This is a genomic window from Cupriavidus phytohabitans, assembly GCF_017815025.1.
GTDB lineage: Bacteria > Pseudomonadota > Gammaproteobacteria > Burkholderiales > Burkholderiaceae > Cupriavidus.
Genome location: NZ_JAGIQB010000017.1, coordinates 97,581 through 118,268, shown reverse-complemented (window position 1 = coordinate 118,268; position 20,688 = coordinate 97,581). Strand labels below are relative to the sequence as shown.

The 20,688-nt window shown below is 70.0% G+C and carries 23 protein-coding genes; 8 read left to right on the top strand and 15 right to left on the bottom strand.

Going from position 1 to position 20,688, the window contains the following annotated elements:
* Window positions 1-82: 82 nt before the first annotated feature.
* On the top strand, window positions 83-1,258 hold the full coding sequence (locus J8I34_RS14305; RefSeq protein WP_209771172.1) for an NAD(P)H-dependent flavin oxidoreductase: 1,176 nt from the start codon (window positions 83-85) through the stop codon (window positions 1,256-1,258).
* 57 nt (window positions 1,259-1,315) lie between these two features.
* Here the strand turns inward: J8I34_RS14305 and J8I34_RS14300 are convergent, their stop codons facing one another.
* From J8I34_RS14300 to J8I34_RS14290, 3 genes are read right to left on the bottom strand one after another with little or no spacing between them, the layout of a single operon-like run.
* Window positions 1,316-2,029 (bottom strand): Crp/Fnr family transcriptional regulator, encoded by a 714-nt coding sequence (locus J8I34_RS14300; RefSeq protein WP_051320328.1) that lies wholly within the window; start codon window positions 2,027-2,029, stop codon window positions 1,316-1,318.
* Window positions 2,001-3,344 carry a hypothetical protein gene (locus tag J8I34_RS14295; protein WP_209806310.1) on the bottom strand — a complete coding sequence of 448 codons (1,344 nt, stop codon included), beginning with the start codon at window positions 3,342-3,344 and terminating at the stop codon, window positions 2,001-2,003. Before J8I34_RS14295 ends, J8I34_RS14300 begins: the two co-directional genes overlap by 29 nt.
* Window positions 3,345-3,369: 25 nt before the next feature.
* On the bottom strand, window positions 3,370-3,795 hold the full coding sequence (locus J8I34_RS14290) for a hemerythrin domain-containing protein (RefSeq protein WP_029045312.1): 426 nt from the start codon (window positions 3,793-3,795) through the stop codon (window positions 3,370-3,372).
* A 338-nt stretch (window positions 3,796-4,133) separates the two neighbouring features.
* Here J8I34_RS14290 and J8I34_RS14285 point away from each other — a divergent pair, with 338 nt between their 5' ends.
* The 4 genes from J8I34_RS14285 to J8I34_RS14270 all read left to right on the top strand — a co-directional run bounded on the left by J8I34_RS14285 (window position 4,134) and on the right by J8I34_RS14270 (window position 7,493).
* Window positions 4,134-6,116, top strand: coding sequence for a type IV pili methyl-accepting chemotaxis transducer N-terminal domain-containing protein (locus J8I34_RS14285; protein ID WP_209771144.1), 1,983 nt, complete (start codon window positions 4,134-4,136; stop codon window positions 6,114-6,116).
* Complete coding sequence (locus J8I34_RS14280; RefSeq protein WP_029045310.1) at window positions 6,113-6,769, top strand: response regulator; 657 nt, start codon at window positions 6,113-6,115, stop codon at window positions 6,767-6,769. Before J8I34_RS14285 ends, J8I34_RS14280 begins: the two co-directional genes overlap by 4 nt.
* Window positions 6,770-6,998: 229 nt before the next feature.
* Window positions 6,999-7,157 (top strand): DUF3309 family protein, encoded by a 159-nt coding sequence (locus tag J8I34_RS14275; RefSeq protein WP_084254457.1) that lies wholly within the window; start codon window positions 6,999-7,001, stop codon window positions 7,155-7,157.
* Between the two features lie 147 nt (window positions 7,158-7,304).
* A complete protein-coding gene (locus tag J8I34_RS14270; RefSeq protein WP_029045309.1) occupies window positions 7,305-7,493 on the top strand; it encodes a DUF3008 family protein in 189 nt (62 codons plus the stop codon).
* Between the two features lie 87 nt (window positions 7,494-7,580).
* Here J8I34_RS14270 and J8I34_RS14265 read toward each other — a convergent pair whose 3' ends face one another.
* The 3 genes from J8I34_RS14265 to J8I34_RS14255 all read right to left on the bottom strand — a co-directional run bounded on the left by J8I34_RS14265 (window position 7,581) and on the right by J8I34_RS14255 (window position 9,740).
* Window positions 7,581-8,246, bottom strand: coding sequence for a ParB-like protein (locus tag J8I34_RS14265; protein WP_051320325.1), 666 nt, complete (start codon window positions 8,244-8,246; stop codon window positions 7,581-7,583).
* Window positions 8,230-8,703 carry a hypothetical protein gene (locus J8I34_RS14260; protein WP_209806309.1) on the bottom strand — a complete coding sequence of 158 codons (474 nt, stop codon included), beginning with the start codon at window positions 8,701-8,703 and terminating at the stop codon, window positions 8,230-8,232. Before J8I34_RS14260 ends, J8I34_RS14265 begins: the two co-directional genes overlap by 17 nt.
* A 179-nt stretch (window positions 8,704-8,882) precedes the next feature.
* Window positions 8,883-9,740 (bottom strand): SDR family oxidoreductase, encoded by an 858-nt coding sequence (locus J8I34_RS14255; RefSeq protein ID WP_209806308.1) that lies wholly within the window; start codon window positions 9,738-9,740, stop codon window positions 8,883-8,885.
* A 306-nt stretch (window positions 9,741-10,046) separates the two neighbouring features.
* Here J8I34_RS14255 and J8I34_RS14250 point away from each other — a divergent pair, with 306 nt between their 5' ends.
* Window positions 10,047-11,045 carry a BON domain-containing protein gene (locus J8I34_RS14250; protein WP_029045305.1) on the top strand — a complete coding sequence of 333 codons (999 nt, stop codon included), beginning with the start codon at window positions 10,047-10,049 and terminating at the stop codon, window positions 11,043-11,045.
* 55 nt (window positions 11,046-11,100) lie between these two features.
* Window positions 11,101-11,736 carry a ParB-like protein gene (locus J8I34_RS14245; protein ID WP_209806307.1) on the top strand — a complete coding sequence of 212 codons (636 nt, stop codon included), beginning with the start codon at window positions 11,101-11,103 and terminating at the stop codon, window positions 11,734-11,736.
* 76 nt (window positions 11,737-11,812) lie between these two features.
* On the opposite strand, the gene J8I34_RS14240 is transcribed toward J8I34_RS14245, so the two are convergent.
* From J8I34_RS14240 to J8I34_RS14225, 4 genes are all read right to left on the bottom strand, one after another.
* Complete coding sequence (locus J8I34_RS14240; protein ID WP_209806306.1) at window positions 11,813-12,862, bottom strand: DNA topoisomerase IB; 1,050 nt, start codon at window positions 12,860-12,862, stop codon at window positions 11,813-11,815.
* A 35-nt stretch (window positions 12,863-12,897) separates the two neighbouring features.
* Window positions 12,898-13,779, bottom strand: coding sequence for an alpha/beta hydrolase family protein (locus J8I34_RS14235; protein WP_035876786.1), 882 nt, complete (start codon window positions 13,777-13,779; stop codon window positions 12,898-12,900).
* Window positions 13,766-14,947, bottom strand: coding sequence for a DUF3182 family protein (locus J8I34_RS14230; RefSeq protein ID WP_029045302.1), 1,182 nt, complete (start codon window positions 14,945-14,947; stop codon window positions 13,766-13,768). Before J8I34_RS14230 ends, J8I34_RS14235 begins: the two co-directional genes overlap by 14 nt.
* A gap of 83 nt (window positions 14,948-15,030) precedes the next feature.
* Complete coding sequence (locus J8I34_RS14225; protein WP_029045301.1) at window positions 15,031-15,603, bottom strand: low affinity iron permease family protein; 573 nt, start codon at window positions 15,601-15,603, stop codon at window positions 15,031-15,033.
* Between the two features lie 245 nt (window positions 15,604-15,848).
* Between J8I34_RS14225 and J8I34_RS14220 the strand changes: the two genes are divergently transcribed.
* The gene (locus tag J8I34_RS14220; protein ID WP_029045300.1) at window positions 15,849-16,184 is read left to right on the top strand and encodes a BON domain-containing protein; all 336 of its coding nucleotides are present in this window, start codon (window positions 15,849-15,851) and stop codon (window positions 16,182-16,184) included.
* Between the two features lie 98 nt (window positions 16,185-16,282).
* Here J8I34_RS14220 and J8I34_RS14215 read toward each other — a convergent pair whose 3' ends face one another.
* The 5 genes from J8I34_RS14215 to J8I34_RS14195 form a co-directional block, all read right to left on the bottom strand.
* Window positions 16,283-16,741 carry a PRC-barrel domain-containing protein gene (locus J8I34_RS14215; protein ID WP_029045299.1) on the bottom strand — a complete coding sequence of 153 codons (459 nt, stop codon included), beginning with the start codon at window positions 16,739-16,741 and terminating at the stop codon, window positions 16,283-16,285.
* Window positions 16,742-16,780: 39 nt separating this feature from the next.
* Window positions 16,781-17,386 carry a hypothetical protein gene (locus tag J8I34_RS14210; RefSeq protein ID WP_209771089.1) on the bottom strand — a complete coding sequence of 202 codons (606 nt, stop codon included), beginning with the start codon at window positions 17,384-17,386 and terminating at the stop codon, window positions 16,781-16,783.
* Window positions 17,387-17,429: 43 nt separating this feature from the next.
* Complete coding sequence (locus tag J8I34_RS14205) at window positions 17,430-18,038, bottom strand: hypothetical protein (protein WP_209806305.1); 609 nt, start codon at window positions 18,036-18,038, stop codon at window positions 17,430-17,432.
* A 200-nt stretch (window positions 18,039-18,238) separates the two neighbouring features.
* Window positions 18,239-19,072, bottom strand: a complete 834-nt coding sequence (locus J8I34_RS14200; protein ID WP_245175932.1) for a sensor histidine kinase — start codon at window positions 19,070-19,072, stop codon at window positions 18,239-18,241.
* Window positions 19,073-19,176: 104 nt separating this feature from the next.
* The gene (locus tag J8I34_RS14195; RefSeq protein WP_029045297.1) at window positions 19,177-20,577 is read right to left on the bottom strand and encodes a sigma-54-dependent transcriptional regulator; all 1,401 of its coding nucleotides are present in this window, start codon (window positions 20,575-20,577) and stop codon (window positions 19,177-19,179) included.
* Between the last annotated feature and the right edge of the window lie 111 nt (window positions 20,578-20,688).

The window sequence follows — 20,688 nt, the reverse complement described above, 5'->3', positions numbered from 1 at the left end:
CGCTGTGCCACGCTTCGCCAGTCACCCCCCGCGCCAGGCCGGCTGCCGGCCACACGCGACTTACCTTCCGGAGATCCCATTTATGAACGAACACTGGCTGAAGCTGGCCGGCCGCCGCCTGTTGCCCATCGTGCAGGGCGGCATGGGCATCGGCATCTCGGCGCACCGGCTTGCCGGCGCAGTGGCACGCGAGAACGGCGTGGGCACCATCGCCAGCATCGACCTGCGCCACCACCACCCCGACCTGATGGCGCGCACCCGCGGCGGGCGCGACAAGGCGGCCATCGAAGCCGCCAACCTGGAGGCGCTCGACCGCGAGATCCGCGCCGCGCGCACGCTGTCGGAAGGCCGCGGGCTGATCGCGGTCAACGTGATGAAGGCGGTGGGCTCGCACGCCTCGCTGGTGCGCCAGGCGTGCGAAAGCGGCGCCGATGCCATCGTGATGGGCGCCGGACTGCCGCTGGACCTGCCCGAGCTGGCCGCCGGCCACCCCAGGGTGGCGCTGATCCCGATCCTGTCCGAGTCGCGCGGCATCGGCCTGGTGCTGCGCCGCTGGATGAAGAAGGGCCGGCTGCCCGATGCCATCGTGGTCGAGCACCCCGCCCATGCCGGCGGCCACCTTGGCGCCGCCACGATCCAGGACCTGTCCGAGCCGCGCTTCTCGTTCTCGCGCGTGCTGGCCGAATGCCGCGAGCTGTTCCAGTCGCTGGGGCTGGCATGGGACAGCATCCCGCTGATCCTCGCCGGTGGCATCGACAGCCATGCCAAGGTGCGGCACTGGCTCAACGAGGGCGCCGCCGCGGTGCAGCTCGGCACCGCCTTTGCCGTCACCGAGGAATGCGATGCGCATCCGGCCTTCAAGCAGGTGCTGGCCACGGCGCGGCCCGAGACGCTGCGCGAGTTCACCAGCGTGGCCGGGCTGCCGGCGCGCGCAGTGCTGACGCCATGGCTGTCGCGCTACCTGTCGAGCGAGGCCAGGCTGCAGCGCCGCGCCAAGGTACGCGAGTGCCTGGAAGGGTTCGATTGCCTGCAATCGTGCGGCCTGCGCGACGGCATCGGGCGCATTGGCCAGTTCTGCATCGACCTCAAGCTGGCGCAGGCGGTGCGTGGCGACGTGGAACGCGGGCTGTTCTTCCGCGGCAAGGGCGCGCTGCCGTTCGGCGAGGCGATCCGCCCGGTGGCCGAGCTGATCCACTACCTGATGACAGGGGAAAAGCCAGCGGCGCTGGTCCCTGCCAAGGTGGCCGCTACGGCCTGAACCTGCCTGCCGCGTGCCGGTTCGCCGGCACGCGCCGCCTGACTCCCCGACCGGGCGTCAGGCCACCGCCAGTTCGCCCGCGCCGGCCTGGCGCGCCAACCCATCCGGATCGATCAGGTAGATCTTGCCGCGCTCGATCCGCACCAGCCGCTCGGCGCAGAACCTGTGCATCACGCGCGACAGGGTCTCGGGCGTAATCCCCAGCTTGGACGCGATCACGCGCTGCGTGCAGGCCAGCCAGGTGCGCCGCGTGGCAAACGCCTGCTCGCGCAGGAAGCCCGCCACGCGCTGCAGCGCGCTCTGCAGGCTGATCGCCTCGATATCGCGCATCAGCCCATGCAGCCGGCCCGACAGGTTGCGCAGCAACTGCGCCGCAAGCAGCGGCTCCTGCATGACGGCCTGCCACAGCGCCGCCTTGCCGATCTGCAGCACCAGCGTGCGCGTCTGCGCCTGGCAGGCCATGCGGCCCGGCACGTCCAGGCAGAGCAGGTCTTCGCCGAAGGCCGCGCCCGGGCCGAAGACCTCGATGGCGCGCTCGCCGGTGGACTCGTCGCCGGCCGGCGGCTGCAGCGCCAGCTTGAGTAGGCCTTCCACCACGATATAGAGGCCGGCGCACGCCTCGCCGCCGCGGAACAGGTATTCGCCCTTGCGCAGGCAGCGCAGCGTTGCCGCCGCGCGCAGTTGCGCCACCACGGCTGCGTCGACGCCGCGGAACAAAGACAGGGCTTCCAGGTTGATGGCTTCACCCATGGTGATGACCTCCTTCGGCATGACTGCCTTCAGCATTCCAGGCCGCATGACGCGGCGGCAGGCCGCCACGGCGGCGCATCTGCCGCATGCAGCGCAACGCGGACAACAATTGCCAGCCCAGCCAGGCATTGGCCGCGGCGAGCACCAGGCCGGCGGCGCGCGCCAGTGCCACCGGCGCCAGCGGCAGCGCCAGCAGCAGCAGGTAGGCCGCCAGCAGCAGCCACGCCTGGCGGCGCTGCCGGTCGGGCACGATGATGGCCTGCATGGCCGGCACGCGCGCGCGCGGCGGCAGCAGCCGGCGCAAATGCAGCCAGACCAGGAACGGCACGATCTTGCCGAGCATCGCCGTGACCGGCAGCACGCCGGTGCCAATGAGCGCCATGGTGCCGGCCCACCACGCCAGCGGCGCATCCGCTGCGGGCCACACGATCGCCGCCGCCCCCACCACGGCAGCGCCCAGCATGCTGGCGCAGGCCACCGGCCACAGCGGCCACAGCGGATCCTGGCGGCGCCGCGCGCGCAGCGTGCCAGCCAGGCCGACGGCGGCCACCACGGCGACGAACGCCAGCCACGCCAGCAGCACCGCCTGGCCCAGGGCAGGCTGCCCGGGCCAGAGCAGGGTTGCGCCGCTGAACAGCGCCAGCGGCACCCAGTGCGCCATCGGCAGCCCGCGCGCGAATGCCGCCGGCAGGCGCCGCGTCTGCCAGAACATCGGCAATACGGTCGTGGCCACTCCGGTCACCAGTGCCGCCAGCCAGCCGCCCAGCGCCCAGGCCATATGGATGCCGAGCACCGGCGCCACCGGCACCTGCCACCAGCCGCCGAAGGTGCCGGCCAGCGCGATGCCGCACAGCACCGCCGCCAGCAGCGGCGCGCCGATGCCGGCCAGCGTGCGCGTGGTGGCGTCGACCGCGGCCACACGCCACCCCGCCGCCAGCAGCAACGCACCGGCCAGCAACAGCAGCACGCCTGCCCCCGCCGCTGCATGCATGCCGCCCGGGCTGCCGCCGAGCAGCCCGAAGCCCAGGCCGGCGGCCACGCCGGCCCCGGCCACGGCGACAAACGGTGCCAGCACGCCGGCACCCGGCACGGCCACGCCCGCCACCACCGGCATCATCTGGAACAACGCGCCCACCATCACCGGCATCAGCATGCCCAGCGCGAGCACATGGACCGCGACCAGCGCCAGCGGCGCAAAGCGGTCAGGCAAGCCATCGGCGGGCCCTGCCGCGAGCAGCAGCCCTGCCACGGCGCCCAGCCATGGCGCCGGGACCAGGCAACCGAACACCACCGCGGGACGCGGCGCGCGCTCGTAGTCGAGGTTGGCGGCCTTCATCTCGGTTGCCCTGCCTTCGCCAGCGCTAGGCAATGCCGTCGAGCACGGCATCAAGACCCGGCACATGCGCGCGGCACATCGGGAACAGCACGTTCTCTTCCTTGATGTTGTGCTGCTGCAGCAGCACCATCAGCGTGTCGGTCTCGGCCGCGAGCGCATTGGCGTCGCGCAGCGACAGCCATTCGCGCACGTTGTCCACCAGCGCGCGCACTTCGTCGTGTTCGTGGCGCATCACGGCAGTCGGGCCGCCGGCCATGCCGGTGGCCTGCTCGAAGGCGGGGAACAGCCGTGCCTCTTCCGCGCCGAAGTTGCCGGCCAGCGCCGCCTCCAGCTCGGCGAAGGCCGCCGCTGCCTCTGTCCAGTCGGCCTCGCGCAGCGCGCCTTCCAGGCGTGCCAGCGCGGCGTCGCAACTGCGGTGCTGCTGCACCAGGGTGTCGATGCCATCAGACATGGTGTGGATTCTCCGGACCGGTATTGACCGGATGCTAGGGCGCCGCCCGGCGTGGGGATTTGATCGGGGATAAGTCGGGCGCCAATAGCCGGTGTAAGAGCGCCAGCCTGTCGATCTATCACAACGTGATATGTCAATAGCGCCGTATTCATCACCATCCCGGTTGACTGCGAACGCGCAATGCGGCCCCGGGCGCACATGCGAACTGGCCGGCCTCGCGTTTTGTTGATCTGGCGCAGGTAGTGCGGCGCCTGTCACGCGGAGAATTGCCTTCCAGACGCGCGCGCGGCTGACAGCACGCCGGCGTTCCCCTGACAGGTAGCCCCCGATACCGAACCATGCCCTACACCGATCTGGCCGATCCCCCGGCCGAAGCGCAGGCCGCCACCCCGCTGCGCCATCGCCTGTCCACGCGCATCATCTCGCTGTCACTGGCCGTGCTGCTGGTGGTGCTCGGCATGATCTCCGGCACGCTGTGGCTGTCCTGGAAGCTCGAAGGCGCGGGCGCGGCGATCAATGACGCCGGCAGCCTGCGCATGCGCGCCAACCGGGTCGCGATCGAGCTGACGCTGGCGCACGCGCAGCGTGGCAACGCGCTGGCGATGCAGGTGCAGGCGCTGGACGGCACGCTGGCGCAGCTGCGCCGCGGCAACCCGTCGCGCCCGCTGTTCCTGCCCGACGAACCCGCCATCCACGCCCAGCTCGCGCGCGTGACGCAGGACTGGCATACCCGGCTGCGCCCGATCGCCATGGCCGGCACCGACAGCACCGCGCCGGCGCGCTATATCGCCGCGCTGCCTGGCTTCGTGGCGCAGGCCGACACGCTGGTCGGCATGATCGAGCACGACAGCGCGAGCAAGACCGACCTGCTGCGCCTGTCGCAGACGGCGTTGGCGCTGATGGCCTGCGTGGGCACAGTGGCCGTGATCTACCTGCTCTACCTGTGGATCATCCTGCCGGTGCTGCGGCTGCAGGACGGCCTGCGGCGCATGGCCGCGCGCGAGTTCTCGCTGCGCCTGCCGGTGGAGACCCGCGACGAGTTCGGCACCCTCAGCGAAGGCTTCAACCGCATGGCCGGCGAGCTGCAGGGCCTGTACCGCGACCTGGAGGCGCGCGTGGCACAGAAGACCGCCGAGCTGGAACGGCAGAACCGCGACCTGGAAACGCTGTACGACATCGCGGCGTTCCTGAACCAGGCCAGCGACGCCGACACCATGGCGCGCGGCTTCCTGGCGCGCGTGATGCGCCAGTTCGACGCGGAAGGTGGCAGCGTGCGCGTGCTCGACCCGCGCCACGGCCGCATGCACCTGCTGGCCAGCGCTGGCCTGCCCGCGGCGCTGGCCGAAGCCGCGTCCTGCGCCGCCACTGACGCCTGCCACTGCGGGGAGGCCACGCGCGAAGCGGTGGTCACGATCGCCGACCTGCGCGGCTTGCATCGCGCCGGGGACCCGGACGGCGCGCCGTGCGCGCGCAACGGCTTCCGGGCGCTGGCGGCGTTCCGCATCGAAAGCCAGCGCGGCGCCACCGGGGTGTTCGCGCTGCATTTCCGCAGCCCGCGTGCGCTGCCCGCCTCCGACCGGCAACTGCTCGAAACGCTGGGCCAGCACCTGGGCACGGCGCTGGAGCACTTGCGGCTGTCGGCGACGGCGCGCCAGCTGGCGGTGGTGGAGGAACGCAACCTGGTGGCGCAGGGCCTGCACGACAGCATCGCGCAGGGCCTGAACTACCTGAACCTGCAGGTGCAGCTGCTTGACGCCGCGGTCGCGCGCGACGACCTGGCCGAGAGCCGCGAGATTGTGCCGATGCTGCGCCACGGCGTGGAGGAGAGCTACCAGGACGTGCGCGAGCTGCTCAATAATTTCCGCTCGCGCCTGGGCGGCGGCGAGCTGCGCCCGGCAGTGGAAGACACCGTGGCGCGCTTCCGCCGCCAGTGCCGCACCGAAGCCACGCTCACCATCGACGAGCACGCTGACGGCATCGGCGCGGGTGGCCGGCCGCTGGCGCCGGAACAACAGCTGCAGGTGCTCTTCATCCTGCAGGAAGCGCTCTCCAACGTGCGCAAGCACGCGCTGGCCGCGCACGTGACGGTGGCGCTCAGCCACGGCCGCGACTTCCGCCTGGTGGTGGAAGACGACGGCGAAGGCTTCGATCCCGCAGAACTCGCCACGCGCGCCGATGCGCATATCGGCCTGAACATCATGCGCGAGCGCGCCGCGCGCCTTGACGCGCAGCTGCACGTGCAGGCGGCCCCCGGCCGCGGCGTGCGCATCGAGCTGGTGCTGCCGCGCCGCGCCCCACAGACCACCGAGACCCAGCCATGACCATTCGCATCCTGCTGATCGACGACCACACCTTGTTCCGCTCCGGCATCCGCGCGCTGCTGCAGCGCCAGTCCGATTTCGAGATCGTCGACGAAGCCGCCGATGGCGTGGAGGGCATCAAGCGCGCCAAGCAGCATCGGCCCGACGTGATTCTGCTGGACCTCAACATGCCCGGCCTGTCGGGGCTGGAGGCGCTGCAGCTGCTGGTGGAAGACCTGCCGCAGACCGCGGTGATCGTGCTGACGGTGTCCGAGGAAGCCGAGGAGCTGGCCGCCGCGCTGCGCAGCGGTGCGCGCGGCTACCTGATCAAGAACATCGAGACCGAGGCGCTGATCGCTGGCATCCGCCGCGCCGCGGCGGGCGAGCCGGTGATTTCCGACAGCATGACGGCCAAGCTGGTGGCGCAGTTCCGCACGCCGGCGCCTGCCGCCGCACCGCGCCACGACGACGCGCCGCGCCTGACCGCGCGCGAGCGCGAGATCGTGCAGGGGCTGGCGCGCGGCGAAAGCAACAAGGAAATCGCGCGCGATCTCGGCGTGGCCGAAAGCACGGTGAAGATCCACGTGCAGAACATCCTGAAGAAGCTCAACCTCGCCAGCCGCGTGCAGGTGGCGGTCTACGCGGTCGAGCATGGCCTGACCGAGGCGGGCTGAGCGCGCGGCCACGCCTGCGCCAATGTGCTGCGCGAGCCGTTGTGCAGGGCGCCAAAGCCACTCGCAGCGCACCGAGAGTCGTCCGATTCCTACACCGATATCAGCCCCTGCCCGGAAGGATGCGGGCGAGGCTTGGCATAGGCTGAACCTTGAGCAGTGGCCTTTCAGATGCGCGGCCGCTTCGGTACGGAAGCCCCGGCGTCCCCGATCCACGAACAAGGAGCACACCATGGGAATCGGCACTATCCTTCTGATCATTCTTGTCCTGCTGCTACTGGGTGCCCTGCCGGCCTGGCCGTACAGTTCCGGCTGGGGCTACTGGCCAAGCGGCGGCCTGGGCCTGATCGTCCTGATCGTGCTGCTGCTCGTGGTTCTCGGCCGGATATAGCGTTCCGGCCGGCCAGCAGGCGGTAGCGGCCAGCAGGCCCCGGCATGGGCGGCATCGCTGCGGCGTTGCCGCCCATGCCGGGGCCGCGGCCGCGTTGCCCGTTTTTCCGCCACCCCATCTTTTCTGCCACCCTCCAAGGAGACTGACATGCCAGCCAGATCAAAGGCGCAACAGCAGGCCGCGGGAGCGGCGCTCTCCGCCAAGCGCGGGGATACGAAGGTCGGATCGCTGAAGGGCGCCTCGCGCTCGATGTACAAGTCGATGAGCGAAAAAGAACTCGACAAGATGGCATCGACCAAGACCAGGAAACTGCCGAAGCACAAATCGGAGCGCTGAGGCGTTCCCCTTCCTCCCGTCGTTCCCGCTGGCGCGGGAACGGCGCGCCGTTCGTTTAGTCGTTCGTTTAGTCCTTCAGTCCTTCCCTTACTCGTTGTTTGCCGGCCCGCCGCAAAATCCCGGCAGCCGCCTGGCCTTGCTGCTGCGCGCCAGCTTGATCGATTCCGACAGCGCCAGCCCGAAGCCCGCGATGCTGTCGAGGTCCTGCCGCACCCGATCGCGCAGGAAGCCGGCCCAGCAGAAATCCCCATACGCCCCGGCCGGCTTGCGGTAGGCGCCGGCCGCGCGCGCAAACGCTGCCAGGCTGCGGTACGGATCGTCGCGCATGCCCATCACGGTGGGCGGCAGCGCCTTGGGACCGTGGAGCTTGCCGTGCTCGTCGTACGGGTGGACGTGGCCGAGCCGGCGCATGCGCTTCCAGAACGCGGACGGGCTCAGTGCGCTCAGGTCGTGCAGGATGCGCACCGGCCCCCACTGGTATCCCAGCGCCAGCCAGGCCCGCGCCCAGTGATGATGGTCGACGATATAGAGGCTGCCGCCGGGGCCCGCCACGGTCTTGATGCGATGCCTGCGCATGAAGCGCCGCAGCGCCGCGCGGTCGTTGGGGTCCGCGTGGCGCTGCGTGACTTCCATCTTGTCCCTGACATGGGCATAGCCCAGCGTGAGCTGCGTGGGACGCAGCCGCGCCAGTTCCGCAATGGCATTGCCGTTCCTGGCGCTGGCGCGGCCGCGCCGTTCAGTCGTGTTCGACACGCTTCTGGTTGACGAAATGCTCGAGTTCGCTGCCAGGATCCTCGTTGCCGGTGGATTGCTCGGCTACCGATTCCCGTGCCAGTGGCCGCGGCCAGTACTCGCCCTCGCCCCCCTGCACCGGCTCGCCGTGCACGTTCGCGTCGAAGTCGGTCCACTGGCCGCATTCCCAGCGGCCCTGCGCGCGCTCCAGGTGGCTCGCGCCGGCTTCGCGCAGCACGTCGATCGCGACCGACGACAGGCCATTGCCGACGCAGGCAGCCAGCATCACGTTGGCGGCGCTGTCATCGGCGCTGTCATCGGCGCGGGCATCGTCATTTGTCCCGGCCTCCGCCTCGCCTGGCGGCCGGACCGACATGATGGAAACGTCCCATACCGAAAAACCCCGCGCGAACAAGATCCGCGCCGCGTCTTCGGCGCTGGCGATGGAGTCGAAGCGACCCGCTACGATCGGTGACATGGTGGCTCCCTGGTATCGATGAATGGATGCGGTACTTTTCAAGGCCGCTTGCAAGAGCCACGCCCGCGCCGGACCTGCACGATGGCGTCCGTGGCAGCGCGCGGCACGTGCAATTTTTGCAAGCGCGGCGCCCGAACTACATGCGCGGCTTGTGCGGCGGTGCGCGCGGCGCCGCCCGCTCAGCCGTTGACGACCTCGCCGCCGTTGATGTGCAGGATCTGCCCCGTGATATAGCTGGCCGCATCCGAGGCCAGGAATACGAAGCCCGCTGCCACTTCGAACGGCTGCCCCGGCCGGCCCATTGGCGTCTTCTTGCCGAACTCTGCAACTTCCTCCGCCGTAAAGGTGGACGGGATCAACGGCGTCCAGATCGGGCCCGGCGCTACACCATTGACGCGGATGCCGCGGTCGACCACCTGCAGCGCGAGCGAACGCGTGAACGACACGATCGCGCCCTTGGTCGCCGAATAGTCGAGCAGGTGCTTGCTGCCACGGTACGCCGTCACCGACGTGGTGTTCAGGATCGACGCGCCCGGCTTCATGTGGGGCAGCACCGCGCGTGTGAGGTGGAACATGGCAAAGACATTGGTGCGGAAGGTGGCCTCGACCTGGCTTTCGTCGACGTCTTCCAGGGATTTCTCGGGATGCTGCTCGGCAGCGTTGTTGACCAGGATATCGAGCTTGCCGTATTGGTGCAGCGTCTGGCGGGCAACCCCTTCGGCATGGCTGCAGTCGGCCAGATCGCCCGCGACCGCGAGGCACTTGCGTCCGGAGGCTTCGACCAGTTCGACGGTTTCGCGGGCGTCGGCATGCTCGTCGAGGTAGGCGATGGCAATGTCGGCGCCTTCGCGCGCGAAGGCCACCGCGATGGCGCGGCCGATGCCGCTGTCGCCGCCGGTGATCAGCGCCACGCGCCCTTGCAGGCGGCCGCTGCCGACGTAGTCGTCCGCGCCGCTGTCCGGCTGCGGCCGCATGGGTGCTTCCAGCCCGGGTTGGCGATCCTGGTGCTGGGGTGGAACGCTCTTCGGTGTGGACATGGCTGACTCCTGTCTGTGGAGGGCACGCCGGCCCCTGCGCGTGCCGCGCAAGTTCCATGCCGCTGGGATGCGCCCGGCATGCTGCCGCGGCGGCGCGTCCCGCCAACTGCGGTGACGTGGCAGCCGCCCGTAACCGTTACATCGCCCGGCAATCCTTACAGCGCCGCAGCGCGCGCCGCGGCGTGCCGGCGCGGTAGCGAAGGGGCACGGTTTTTGCGGCTTTCCGGTTGCGGCTTTTCCACTGCGGAAACCGCTGCACTTCAACGGCCCGGCGCCCAGCCGGACCATTCAGCCAGGAGGCAAGCAATGTTCAACTTCCGCAACGACCGCGGCAGCCGCCGGGGCAATCAGGGCCAGGCCCGGCGCGACGAGGGCCGGGGCAGCGGCTCGGAAGACTGGGGCCAGGAGTGGGGCGAAGACTGGCGCGGTGATGAGCGCGCAGAGCAGCGCGAGGCCCGCGGCGGCGAATCCGCGCGCCACGGCGGTCCGTGGTACCAGCAGGACACGCCCGCCGGCCAAGGCCGCGGCCGCTGGGGCCAGCCGGGCTATGGCGCTTCGGATGCTGGCGGTACTGGCCATCCCTATAGCAGCAGCTACGGCGGCTACCGTCCGTCGGCGCAAGACAGCGGCTATCGCAGCCAGGAGCGGGAATCGGGCTATGGTTACCGCGACGAAGACCGCTTCGGGCCGCGCGGCCGCGGCGGCGAGCGCGACGACCGGGGCGGCGGTGGCGAGCGTGGCGGCCGCGCCATGCACTGGCGCGAAGGCATGGAGCGCGACCGCAGCCAGCGCGGCGGCGAGCCGAGCTATGGCAGCGGCTACTATGGCGATTCCGCCAGCGGCGGCCAGTCGTTCAGCGGGGGGCAGCGGGTCTATCCGGACGATTACGGCTACCGCCGCAGCCGGGCCTTCGGCCAGCAAGCGGCCGCGCAGCATGCGGGCCGGCGCATGACCGGACCCAAAGGCTACCGCCGCTCGGATGAGCGCGTGCGCGAGGATGTCTGCGAGCGCCTCGCCATGAATCCGTATATCGATGTCGGCGACGTCAGCGTGGAAGTCGCCAACGGCGTGGTCACGCTGGACGGCACCGTGCGCGAGCGCCGCGAGAAGTATGTCATCGAGGAAATCGCTGACGCGGTGTTCGGCGTGACCGAGGTCGACAACCGGCTGCGCGTGGCACGCGGGCAAGGTGACCAGGGCGCGCGGGGCTCGGCCTGGGCCGCCGGCTCGGAAGTCGGTGGCGAAGACATCGGCATGGCGGGCGACACCGGCACATCGCCGGAACGCACGCTGAACAAGAGCTGAACCAGCCATCCGGCGCGGCGCGGCGCGACCAAGCGTCGGGCCGCGCCGCGCCGACATGCCGCGCCAACCACGCAAATTCCGTCCCGGCAGCAAGCTGATGGTGCCCCTGGACGCGCTGCACCCGACCCAGATTACTGTCGGCGGCTACCACGTGGCCCAAAAGGTCCACGTGACACGCCGCGTGCCACCCGAGCACCGTGCTGCGTTCCTGGACCGGCACCGCGTCCACCTGGTGGTCGGGCCGGAACAAGGCCTCTACGTGGTCGACCACCATCACTGGGGGCGTGCCTGGCACGACCTTGGCCTGACCCAGGTGCCCGGCGTCGTCCGCGCCGATGTCAGCGATCTCGACGTGCCGGCGTTCTGGCGCTACATGGTGGCCAACCACCTGGTCCACCCGTATGACGAGCACGGCCGCCGCCGGCCGCTGACCGAGCTGCCCGAGGCCATCCACGACATGCTCGACGATCCCTACCGCAGCCTGGAGGCGTTCGTGCAGCTGGCCGGCGGCTATCGCAAGGTCAAGACCGCCTACCCGGATTTCCGCTGGGCTGACTATTTCCGCCGCAACGTGCCGGGCCCGTTCGACACGGCGCATCACTTTGCCGCCGCACTGGCGCGCGCGTTCCGCCTGGCGCATGCCGATGGCGCGCGCGAGCTGCCCGGCTATCTCGGCCCGCTGCCTCGCTGACGCGCATGCCGGATGGCCACCCGCACGAACTGGCGCCCACCGAATACCCGCTCAGCTATCAGCTATCAGCTATCAGCTATCGCGCCGCGGCCAGCAGGCGCAGCAAGCGGGCTTCGTCCGCACGCAGCCTGGCCACCGATGGGGCCCTTCCGCGGGCTTCGAGCACACCGCACAGGTAAGCCTCGATGACGCCGGGGTGCACATAGCACTTGCGGCAAACCGCCATGGTGTTGCGCAGCTGGTGCGCCACCTCGCGGATTGCGTCGGCCACGGCCTTCTTGCGTGCGGTGTCGCTGGCTGCCGGCGGCAGCTTGCGCAGGATCGACAGCGCATGCACGCTGCCGGCCCAGGTGCGGAAATCCTTGGCGGTAAATTCGCCCCCCGTCGCCTCCTTCAGGTAGGCATTGACGTCGGCCGAGCCGATCTCGCGGATCTCGCCGTCGCTGTCGCGATACTTGAACAGCCGCTGGCCCGGCAGGTCGGCGCAGTTGCGCACGATGCGCGCCAGGCGCGGGTCGTTGACCGAGACGTCGTGAGTGATGCCGCTCTTGCCGGTGAACTGGAAGCGCAGCCGGCTGCCGCGCACGGTCACGTGCCGGCGCCGCAGCGTGGTCAGGCCGTAGGTACGGTTTTGCTGCGCGTAGCGCGGCGAGCCCACGCGCACCAGCGTGGCATCGAGCAGCACCACCACCGCCGCCACGACTTTTTCACGCGGCATGCCGTTGCGGCCCAGGTCGCGCGCGGCGCGGGCGCGCAGCCGCGGCAGCACCGTGCCGAAGGCGGGCAGGCGCGCGTACTTGTCTGAATCGCGCAGTGCCGCCCATTCGGGGTGGTAGACGTACTGCTTGCGCCCGCGCGCGTCGCGCCCCGTGGCCTGCAGGTGGCCGCGCGCATCCGGGCAGATCCACACCGACTCGTAGGCCGGCGGGATCGCCAGCGCGGCGATGCGCGCCAGCGTGGCTTCGTCGCGCACGCGCTGGCCATCGGGGCCGATATAGCTGAAGCCGCTGCCCTGGCGGCGCCGTGTGATACCCGCGCTGCCGTCATCGACGTAGCGCAGGCCGGCATCGCGCAGCACGGCGTCAAGCGCCGCGGCCGGCTCGGTGGCGGGCAGGGTGCTGTCCATGCAGGCGGCGTGCTGGCAGCGGGCGCCACTCAGCACTATTCGGCGCTGGCCGGCGGAGCGCCGGCGGAACCGGCAGCCGGCGGCGGCACCGCTCCGCCCATGGCGACGAGCTCGTCGTCGGGCTCCGGTGCCGCCGGCCGCGGCTTCGGCTCCACGGCACTGTCGGCGCTGACCGGGCCGGCGCGCGCCACGGTGACCATCTCGCGCAGCCAGTTGACCAGCAGGCTGCTGTAGGCGCGCTGGCTTTCCTCGTCGGTCAGCCCGTGGTCGGCGCCCTTGATCACGCGGTAGGTCATCGAGTTGGCATGCACGCATGCGTCGACATAGCTCATCACCGCGGCATGCGGGACTACCTGGTCGTGCTCGGATTCGATCACCAGCACGTCGCCGCCGAATTCCGCGCAGGCGCGCACCGCGCGGTTGTCTTCCGGCGGGACCACGCTGCGCCGGTACGCCACCAGGTCCTGTTCACGGTGCAGCTGGCGCTTGGGCAGCTCCCAGCCGGAATCCATGTACAGCGCCGGCGCGCGGAAGCCCATCCAGCGCACCGGGCGCATCGCGCTGAGCAGCGCCGCCAGGTAGCCGCCGTAGCTGCTGCCCACCACCGCGATGGCATTGCGATCGACTTCCGGCTGCCGCACCAGCGTGTCATACGCGGCGACCACGTCGGCCAGGTTGCGCATGCGGGTGACGGTCTCGTACTGCGACCTGGTGCCGGCGTGGCCGGTCAGGTCGAAGGTCAGGCAGACGCAGCCCAGCCCCGCAACCTTGCGCGCGCGCGCCAGGTATTGCTGCTGGCTGCCGCCCCAGCCGTGCACGAACAGCACGCCGGGCAATCTCGTCTGCGGACTGATCAGGGTGCCGGCAATGGTGCCGCCCTCGCTTTGAATCTGCAGCAGTTCTTCATGGGTTGCCATGGGAATCGGGCTCCAGTCTTGCGTACTTGGTCAGGGGACCGACGTGGCGGTCCTCTCCCTGGAAATAGATCACGGCGCCGGCGGGCACGTGCACGTTGGCGCCGTACACCTCGCGCGTGGACGCCACCACCCGGGTGCGGCCTGGATCATCCTGCAGCGCCGCCAGTGCCGCCAGCTCGGCACCGGTGGCGCCGCCTACGCGCCACGACTGCTCGAGCACACCGCCAAGCACCTGCTCGCGGTCGGCGCCGGGACCCGCGGCCGGGCCGAAGGCCACGTCGTAGTTGCAGCGCGTCAGCAACATGCCGTCATAGCAGGCCAGCGCGGCGTCGTGATACACCATCGCCGCGCGCACCGCAGCCAGCGTGCGCGCCTCGAACGGCTGCCGCAGCAGCGTGTCGAAGCCGCCGCGCACCACCGTCAGCGTCGAGCCGCCATAGACCTGCCGGCCACTGTTGTTCTGCGTCAGTCCCTGCGTGCCGCAATAGCTGGCGCGCAGTCCGGCCAGTTCCACCTGGCCAACGCTATAGGTCTGCGGCGCGTCCAGGTCCCGCTCGACCACGATGCCATGCGCTTCGACCACGGCATCGGGCATGGCTGCAAGCGCTTCGTCCAGCGCGCGCTCGCAGTCGACCACGGACTGGCCCAGCCCGCCGATGCCGCATGGCTCCTTCAGCCGCACCGGGCCCAGTGCCAGCAGGCGCATGCCGGCGGTGCGCGCATCGGCGAGGGTGAACGCAGTGAAGCCCGGCAGCGTCGCGCCGACCACGCGCTGCACGAAGGCCTCGTTCCATCCTTCTGGCGCGGCCGCGCCCGGCTCGACCAGCCCGTGCGTGATCGCCTTGGTGGCAACGAACGCGTACGGCACCACGCCGCCGAACAGGTCGCCCTCCCCGTGCACGCCGAGGCGCGCGGCAAGATCCTGCCCGACCAGCGTCTGCGCGGGCACCAGGTACGGCCGCGGCTGTCCCGGCGCGGCATCATCGTAGGCACCGGCGTACCCGATCCCTGCGATCTCGGCCACCTTGCGCGCGATATTGGCCATGGTGGTGCCAAGGTGGCTGTCCGGTTGCCCCAGTGCGTCGCAGCCGTACACCATGACCGCGCGTGATGCGGCGGCGGCCGGGCTCATCTGCCTGCGCTTGCTTGCCTTGTTCGGATCGGACACGGGGTGGCTCCTTGCTCGATGACCTGGTTGGCGCGACAAGTTGACGCTACCGCGGCATGCGTGCCGCGGCCCGGTGCTGCGGCTTATGGACTGGCGTCGGCAATGGCATGCGCATCGGCGCCGCTGCCGCCGTCCTTCGGGCGGTACTGCCGCGAGGCGCGGGCCTTCTGCTTGGCCGCGTGGTTTTCGCGCGCCTCGTCCAGCGAATGGCTCATCTTGAGCCCGTTTTCCTTGTCGGCCAGCTCGGCCAGCTGGCGGTAGAAGGTAGCCAGCTGCAGCAACTCTTCCTCGTCGAGGTCTTCGATCGAGACCAGCATGTTGCTGGCTTCGCGGTGCGAGGCCAGCAGCTCGTTGAGCTTGAGGTGAACCGCGACGGCGTCCTTGTTCTGGCTCTGCTGGATCAGGAACACCATCAGGAAGGTGACGATGGTGGTGCCGGTGTTGATGACCAGTTGCCAGGTCTCGGAGAACGCGAACATAGGCCCGGTGATGGCCCAGGCAGCCACCACGCCGAGCGCGAGCACAAATGCAGTGGGAGAGCCGGCCTGGCGCGTGGCACCACCCGCGAAGCGGTCAAACGCGTGCAATATGCTGGCACGCCTGCCAGACGCTGGCGGATGATTGACGCGCGGCAGGTTCGGGCTGGACTTGCTCATCGTTGCGCTCCTCGATTGCGCCTTGCTCGTTCGCGCCGTGCGCCGGCACGGTGGCATGCTGATTTCATTGTATGGAGGGCATGGGGCCGAGGTGCAGCGGGCGCAGTCCTACAACGCGCGCAGCACTTGCGTGGCAGCCCGCGGCACACGGCTCGCGTTCCTGCAGCGTGCGGCGCGCATGCCGGTGGCCGCTTGCGCGGGAATGGTTCTTGCACCGGACAGGGTTTTTCTGTCGAGGAGCCGAAATGAACCAGAACGCCCCTTCCCCATCCGACGACGACGAAGCGCTGCGCGTGGCAGTGCGCGCCGAGATCGCCGCGGCATTCGACGGCCGCTTTCCCGAGGGCGTGACGCTCGAAGTCGCGGATCGCCGGGTCACCGTGCGGGGCTGCGTGGAGGATGCCGACACCGCGCAGCGCATCGAGAAAGCCGCGGCCGTCAGCGCCGGCGTGCTCGGCGTGCACAACGCGCTGTCGCTGCGCCATGAAGGGCCACAGGCGGCACCGGCGCAGCCCGAAGACAGCGGCATGCAAGCCGACCCATCGCAGCGCCCGTACGGACAGATCAACCACAAGGTCTGACTCCCAAAAAATGGAAGCGCCGGATCGGATCCGGCGCCTCGTTCATCGCTCACTGGCTCACGGCGCTGTCTCCCTCGCTCAGTCCGCTTCAGCCCGCCTCAGCCCCACGGATCGTAGCGGTCCGCTTCCCAATACGGCGAAATGCCGTAGTACTGGTGAATGCTGGTAGCCCACTGCGAATCGGCCATGCTCGGCCAGTGGTCCTTGTCAAACCCGGGCGCGGCCTTGAGCCGGTCTTTCTCGACGCCGAGCACGAAGCACTTGCGGCGCGTGTCGAGCGTGAGCGCGGACCACGGCAATGCAAAGAGCTTCTCGCCGATGCCGAGGAAGCCGCCCATGGCCAGCACCGCATACGCAACGCGGCCGCCAAGGACATCGATCATGATGTGGTCGATGGTTCCGATGTCGTCGCCCGCCGGGTCGACCACCTTGTTGCCCTCGAGCGTATCGGCGGCCATCACGAACGGGCCGGGGCCCGGGGAATCGCGGTCGATGCCGCCGACGATCGATGCGCCGCGCGGCTGTTCGCCGGGGGATTCAGGTTGGACTGGGGTCATGGACACCTCCGTTTTGGGTTAACAAGTCGCTGCAGAAAGTCATTCGGTGCGGGGCCGGATGCCCCGTGCCTGGCGGCGCGCGTCCGCCGGCACCGGCGGCACCAGCGGGTCGAAATCCATCCAGCGGCCGTCGAGCCATTGCCCGTCGGCGCGCTCCACGTCCTTGGCGCCTTCCTGGCGCAGCAGGTCCGCCACCGCGGCGGTATCGCCGCTGGGAACGTGCGCGGCCAGCAGCACGCCGGCATTGCGCACCGGCGGCTGGCCGGTCACCGGATCGCGGCGCCCATCGCGCGCCAGCGCCAGCGCGCCCGCGAGCGAGCCGAGGTACGCGCCCAGGCCCACGGCAAAGACCAGCACAAGGATCGACAACGGCGGCACGGCTGAGAGCGCCGACACCAGCATCGCGCCCACGGCAGCGCCCGCCGCGGCGCCGATCACCACGCCGGCAATGGCACCGGCGCCGGACTTGCGCGCGCCGGCATCGGCTGCGTGGTCTCCACCCACCGCGTAAGCGGCGTGCTGCCCGGGCGGATTGACGTAGAACAAGCTGAGGTCCTGGTCCGCGAAACCGCGTGCCTTGAGGCGGCTGGCGACGGATTCGGCGGTACTGAAACTATCGAATCGACCTGCGACGATAGCGGTCATGCTGGCTCCATTTCTTGTTGATCGGAATCGCGCATCGGCTACGCTAGCGGCCGCGCACGCTGCCCTTGCGCTGGCCCGCCGGCTTGGCCCCCACGGGCTGCTGCTCGCTGCCGCGCTTGAGCTTCCAGTCGACGTCGTCGCGCGCGGTCTGCGTCTTCCTTTCGGCGTGCATGGCGGCGCTTGGCGAGATCGGGTCGCTGGCCGGGAAGGTCATCTCCAGGGAGTCGTCGACGGCGGCCTGGTAAGTCCTGGCTTCCTTGCCGCGCTGGGGCTTGTCGGAGGCGGCGCTGGCGCGCATCGCCTGCGGCTTGTCAGCCTTCGCGGCGGTCTTGGCTGCGGGGCGGGCCGTGGTCTTTGTGGCGGTCTTTGCAGCAGGCTTGGCGGCTGGCTTTGCAGCGGGCTTGGCGGCTGGCTTGGCGGCCTTGGCAGCAGGCTTGGCCGCGGGCTTCGCTGCCGGCTTGGCCGCTGGTTTCGCCGTGGCCCTGGTCGCAGTCTTTGCAGCAGGCTTCGCGGCCGGCTTCGCGGCTGGCTTGGTGGCCGATCGCGCGCCAGGCTTGGCCGAGGACCTTGCGGTGGATGCCGAGGATTTCGCGCCGGACGGCTTGTGGGCAACCTGCGCGGCCTTGTCGGACTTGCGGCTGGCTTTAGGCATGGTTGTTCCCTCCTTGGTTGAGTGACTTACCCATGCAAAGGCCGGGCCAGACTGGCCGGGCCGAACCGCCGCGCGCTACCTGCCCGCCGGGCGCCACGCTGGGCGCGCCGCCGGCGCCCGGCCAATGCGCGCCGCGCCGGACATGCCGGTAAAAACTACATCGTCAAGCAAAGGATGGAAGGCGCGCGCAATGCGCGCTGTCACGCCATACGTGGCTGGCGCGGGAACCTGACGGCGATGCAGACGCTGACCTTGTCCGTTTGGCAGCCGTCGCTTTCGGCGCTGAGCATGGCGCCATGCATCTCGACCATGCGCCGCGTGAGCAGCAGCGCGGTGCTCTGCCGCGCCTGTGTGGCACCATCGGCCGCGGCGCGGCGGCCGAAGAAGTCGGTCAGCGCCGCCAGCCGGCTCGCGCTGCGCTGCTGGTCCAGCGGCGGGCTCTCGGTGATGCGCAGCTTCACGTGGGCGGGCTCGCCGAACAGATGCAATGCCACCGAGCCCCCCGCGGGCGCGCGCCAGATGCAGTGCACCAGCAGGTGCCGCAGCAACGGGCTGAGGCGGGTCGCATCGCCGTCGATGCCATACGCGCCATCCCCCGCGCCGTCGGTGGTGACGGGGGCCAGCAGCACCCCTCGCGCCTCGGCGGCCGGACGGCGGTCGGCAATGGCCTGCGTGGCGGCATCGAGCAGGTCGACGCGCTGCCAGCTCGGCGCGCGCTCGTCGGCCAGCAGGCGCACCGATTCCTCCATTTCCTCGATCAGCGCCAGCTGCTGCTGGGTGCCGGCGCGAATCCCGTCGAGCGCGCGCTGCGCCGGGGCCGGCGCCGTATCGAAAGCGCGGTCCAGCACGTAGGCCCAGCTCTGGATGGCATTGAGCGATGAGCGCAGGTCATGAGCAGACTGCTCGATCAGCGTACTGACTTCCTGCACCGCGCGCACCACGGCCGCGTCGGCGGAATCCGCGCCGGCGGCCACGTCCGCGGAATGATCGTCAGGAACGTCCGGCTGGCTGGACGGCGGCTGCGGTTGCATCATGGTCGGATTGGCGTCTGGTCGGCCAGGTTGGCTGCTTGGCCTGGAAGCAAGAAACGTGCTGCACGCAGCGCTGGGAGGCCGGCCCGCATGGCATCCCCGGCCAGTCAACCGGTCGCCGACGATCCCGTGTCGTTGCGCGAGGCGCGCAGCCACTCGGGCAGCTCCCCGCGGGCGGCATAATCTTCCAGCCGGTTGTACAAAGTCTTCAAGCTGATACCAAGGATCTCGGCGGCATGCTTCTTGACGCCGGCGCACTGCTCCAGCGTGGCGAAGATCAGCTGGCGGTCGGCGTCGGCCAGCGACATGCCCACCGGCACCGATACCACCGCCGCGCCGGGGGCCTGCGTGGCCGCCACCTGCAGCGGCACCTGCACCTCGGTGATGAGGTCCTCGTCGGCCATGATAAAAGCGCGCTGCACGAAATTGCGCAGCTCGCGCACATTGCCCGGCCAGGCATGCAGGCGCAGGCTGTCGAGCACGCTGGGGGCGAAGCGCCGCTGTGTGCCCTGCTCGCCATTGAGCTGGTCCAGCATCAGGTTGGCGATCTGGATCACGTCGTCGCCGCGCGCGCGCAGCGGCGGCAGTTCCACCGGGAACACATTGAGGCGGTGGAACAGGTCGGCGCGCAGCTTGCCGTCGGCCACAGCCTCTTCCGGGTTGCGGTTGGTGGCGGCCAGCACGCGCACGTCGGCATGGCATTCGCGGTTGGTGCCTACGCGCATGAAGGTGCCGGTTTCCAGCACGCGCAGCAGCTTGACCTGCAACTCGGCCGGCATCTCGGTGATTTCGTCGAGGAACAGCGTGCCGCCGTCGGCGCGCTCGAAGTAGCCCTTGTGCTGGCGGTCGGCGCCGGTAAAGCTGCCGCGCTCGTGGCCGAACATCTCGCTCTCGATCAGCGTGGGTGAGATCGCGCCGCAATTGACCGCGAGGAAGGGCTGGCGGCGCCGCGATGACAGCTCATGCACGGTCTGCGCGGCCAGCTCCTTGCCGGTGCCGCTTTCGCCGATCAGCAGCACCGTGGCCTCGGTGGGCGCCACGCGCGCGAGCTGGTCATAGACCGCCTGCATCACTTCCGAACTGCCCATCAGCCGGCCAAAGCGGCCGTAGCGGCGCAGTTCGCCGCGCAGCGAATGGATTTCGGCGCGCAGCTCGCCGGTGGTGGCCAGGCGCTTGAGCACGGTCTGCAGCCGCGCCACGTTGATCGGCTTGACCAGGTAGTCGGTAGCGCCGGCGCGCAGCGCCTCGACCGCGCTTTCGACGCTGGCATAGCCGGTGGTCAGGATCACTTCCACGCCGGACGCGCCGACCTCGTCGAACAGCTCCATGCCGTTGCCGTCGGGCAGGCGCAGGTCGGCGACTATCGCGTCAGGCATGTGCCAGCCGAACTGCAGCCGGGCTTCGCGCAGGCTGCCGGCGGTGGCGGAAGTGAAACCTTCCATGGCGACGATCTCCGCCAGCGCGGCACATGCGTTCTCATCGTCATCAACAATCAGGATGTGGGGCATACGATCCGTCAGTGAGACTTAATGGAAACTCCTGCGGAACCGGCAAAGACGCCTGCCCCGATTGCCCGCCCGGCGCCAGGTACCGCAGCCGCCGCCGCGCGCCATGCGAAG

Excerpts from the sequence above, each read along its gene's own strand:
- J8I34_RS14300 (WP_051320328.1), bottom strand. The coding sequence starts at position 2,029 with ATGCCGAAGGAGGTCATCACCATGGGTGAAGCCATCAACCTGGAAGCC.
- J8I34_RS14250 (WP_029045305.1), top strand. The coding sequence starts at position 10,047 with ATGTTCAACTTCCGCAACGACCGCGGCAGCCGCCGGGGCAATCAGGGC.
- J8I34_RS14305 (WP_209771172.1), top strand. The coding sequence starts at position 83 with ATGAACGAACACTGGCTGAAGCTGGCCGGCCGCCGCCTGTTGCCCATC.
- J8I34_RS14195 (WP_029045297.1), bottom strand. The coding sequence starts at position 20,577 with ATGCCCCACATCCTGATTGTTGATGACGATGAGAACGCATGTGCCGCG.
- J8I34_RS14225 (WP_029045301.1), bottom strand. The coding sequence starts at position 15,603 with ATGAGCAAGTCCAGCCCGAACCTGCCGCGCGTCAATCATCCGCCAGCG.
- J8I34_RS14200 (WP_245175932.1), bottom strand. The coding sequence starts at position 19,072 with ATGATGCAACCGCAGCCGCCGTCCAGCCAGCCGGACGTTCCTGACGAT.
- J8I34_RS14205 (WP_209806305.1), bottom strand. The coding sequence starts at position 18,038 with ATGCCTAAAGCCAGCCGCAAGTCCGACAAGGCCGCGCAGGTTGCCCAC.
- J8I34_RS14235 (WP_035876786.1), bottom strand. The coding sequence starts at position 13,779 with ATGGCAACCCATGAAGAACTGCTGCAGATTCAAAGCGAGGGCGGCACC.
- J8I34_RS14220 (WP_029045300.1), top strand. The coding sequence starts at position 15,849 with ATGAACCAGAACGCCCCTTCCCCATCCGACGACGACGAAGCGCTGCGC.
- J8I34_RS14295 (WP_209806310.1), bottom strand. The coding sequence starts at position 3,344 with ATGAAGGCCGCCAACCTCGACTACGAGCGCGCGCCGCGTCCCGCGGTG.
- J8I34_RS14260 (WP_209806309.1), bottom strand. The coding sequence starts at position 8,703 with ATGTCACCGATCGTAGCGGGTCGCTTCGACTCCATCGCCAGCGCCGAA.
- J8I34_RS14215 (WP_029045299.1), bottom strand. The coding sequence starts at position 16,741 with ATGACCCCAGTCCAACCTGAATCCCCCGGCGAACAGCCGCGCGGCGCA.
- J8I34_RS14245 (WP_209806307.1), top strand. The coding sequence starts at position 11,101 with ATGCCGCGCCAACCACGCAAATTCCGTCCCGGCAGCAAGCTGATGGTG.
- J8I34_RS14275 (WP_084254457.1), top strand. The coding sequence starts at position 6,999 with ATGGGAATCGGCACTATCCTTCTGATCATTCTTGTCCTGCTGCTACTG.
- J8I34_RS14280 (WP_029045310.1), top strand. The coding sequence starts at position 6,113 with ATGACCATTCGCATCCTGCTGATCGACGACCACACCTTGTTCCGCTCC.
- J8I34_RS14210 (WP_209771089.1), bottom strand. The coding sequence starts at position 17,386 with ATGACCGCTATCGTCGCAGGTCGATTCGATAGTTTCAGTACCGCCGAA.
- J8I34_RS14240 (WP_209806306.1), bottom strand. The coding sequence starts at position 12,862 with ATGGACAGCACCCTGCCCGCCACCGAGCCGGCCGCGGCGCTTGACGCC.
- J8I34_RS14290 (WP_029045312.1), bottom strand. The coding sequence starts at position 3,795 with ATGTCTGATGGCATCGACACCCTGGTGCAGCAGCACCGCAGTTGCGAC.
- J8I34_RS14285 (WP_209771144.1), top strand. The coding sequence starts at position 4,134 with ATGCCCTACACCGATCTGGCCGATCCCCCGGCCGAAGCGCAGGCCGCC.
- J8I34_RS14255 (WP_209806308.1), bottom strand. The coding sequence starts at position 9,740 with ATGTCCACACCGAAGAGCGTTCCACCCCAGCACCAGGATCGCCAACCC.
- J8I34_RS14270 (WP_029045309.1), top strand. The coding sequence starts at position 7,305 with ATGCCAGCCAGATCAAAGGCGCAACAGCAGGCCGCGGGAGCGGCGCTC.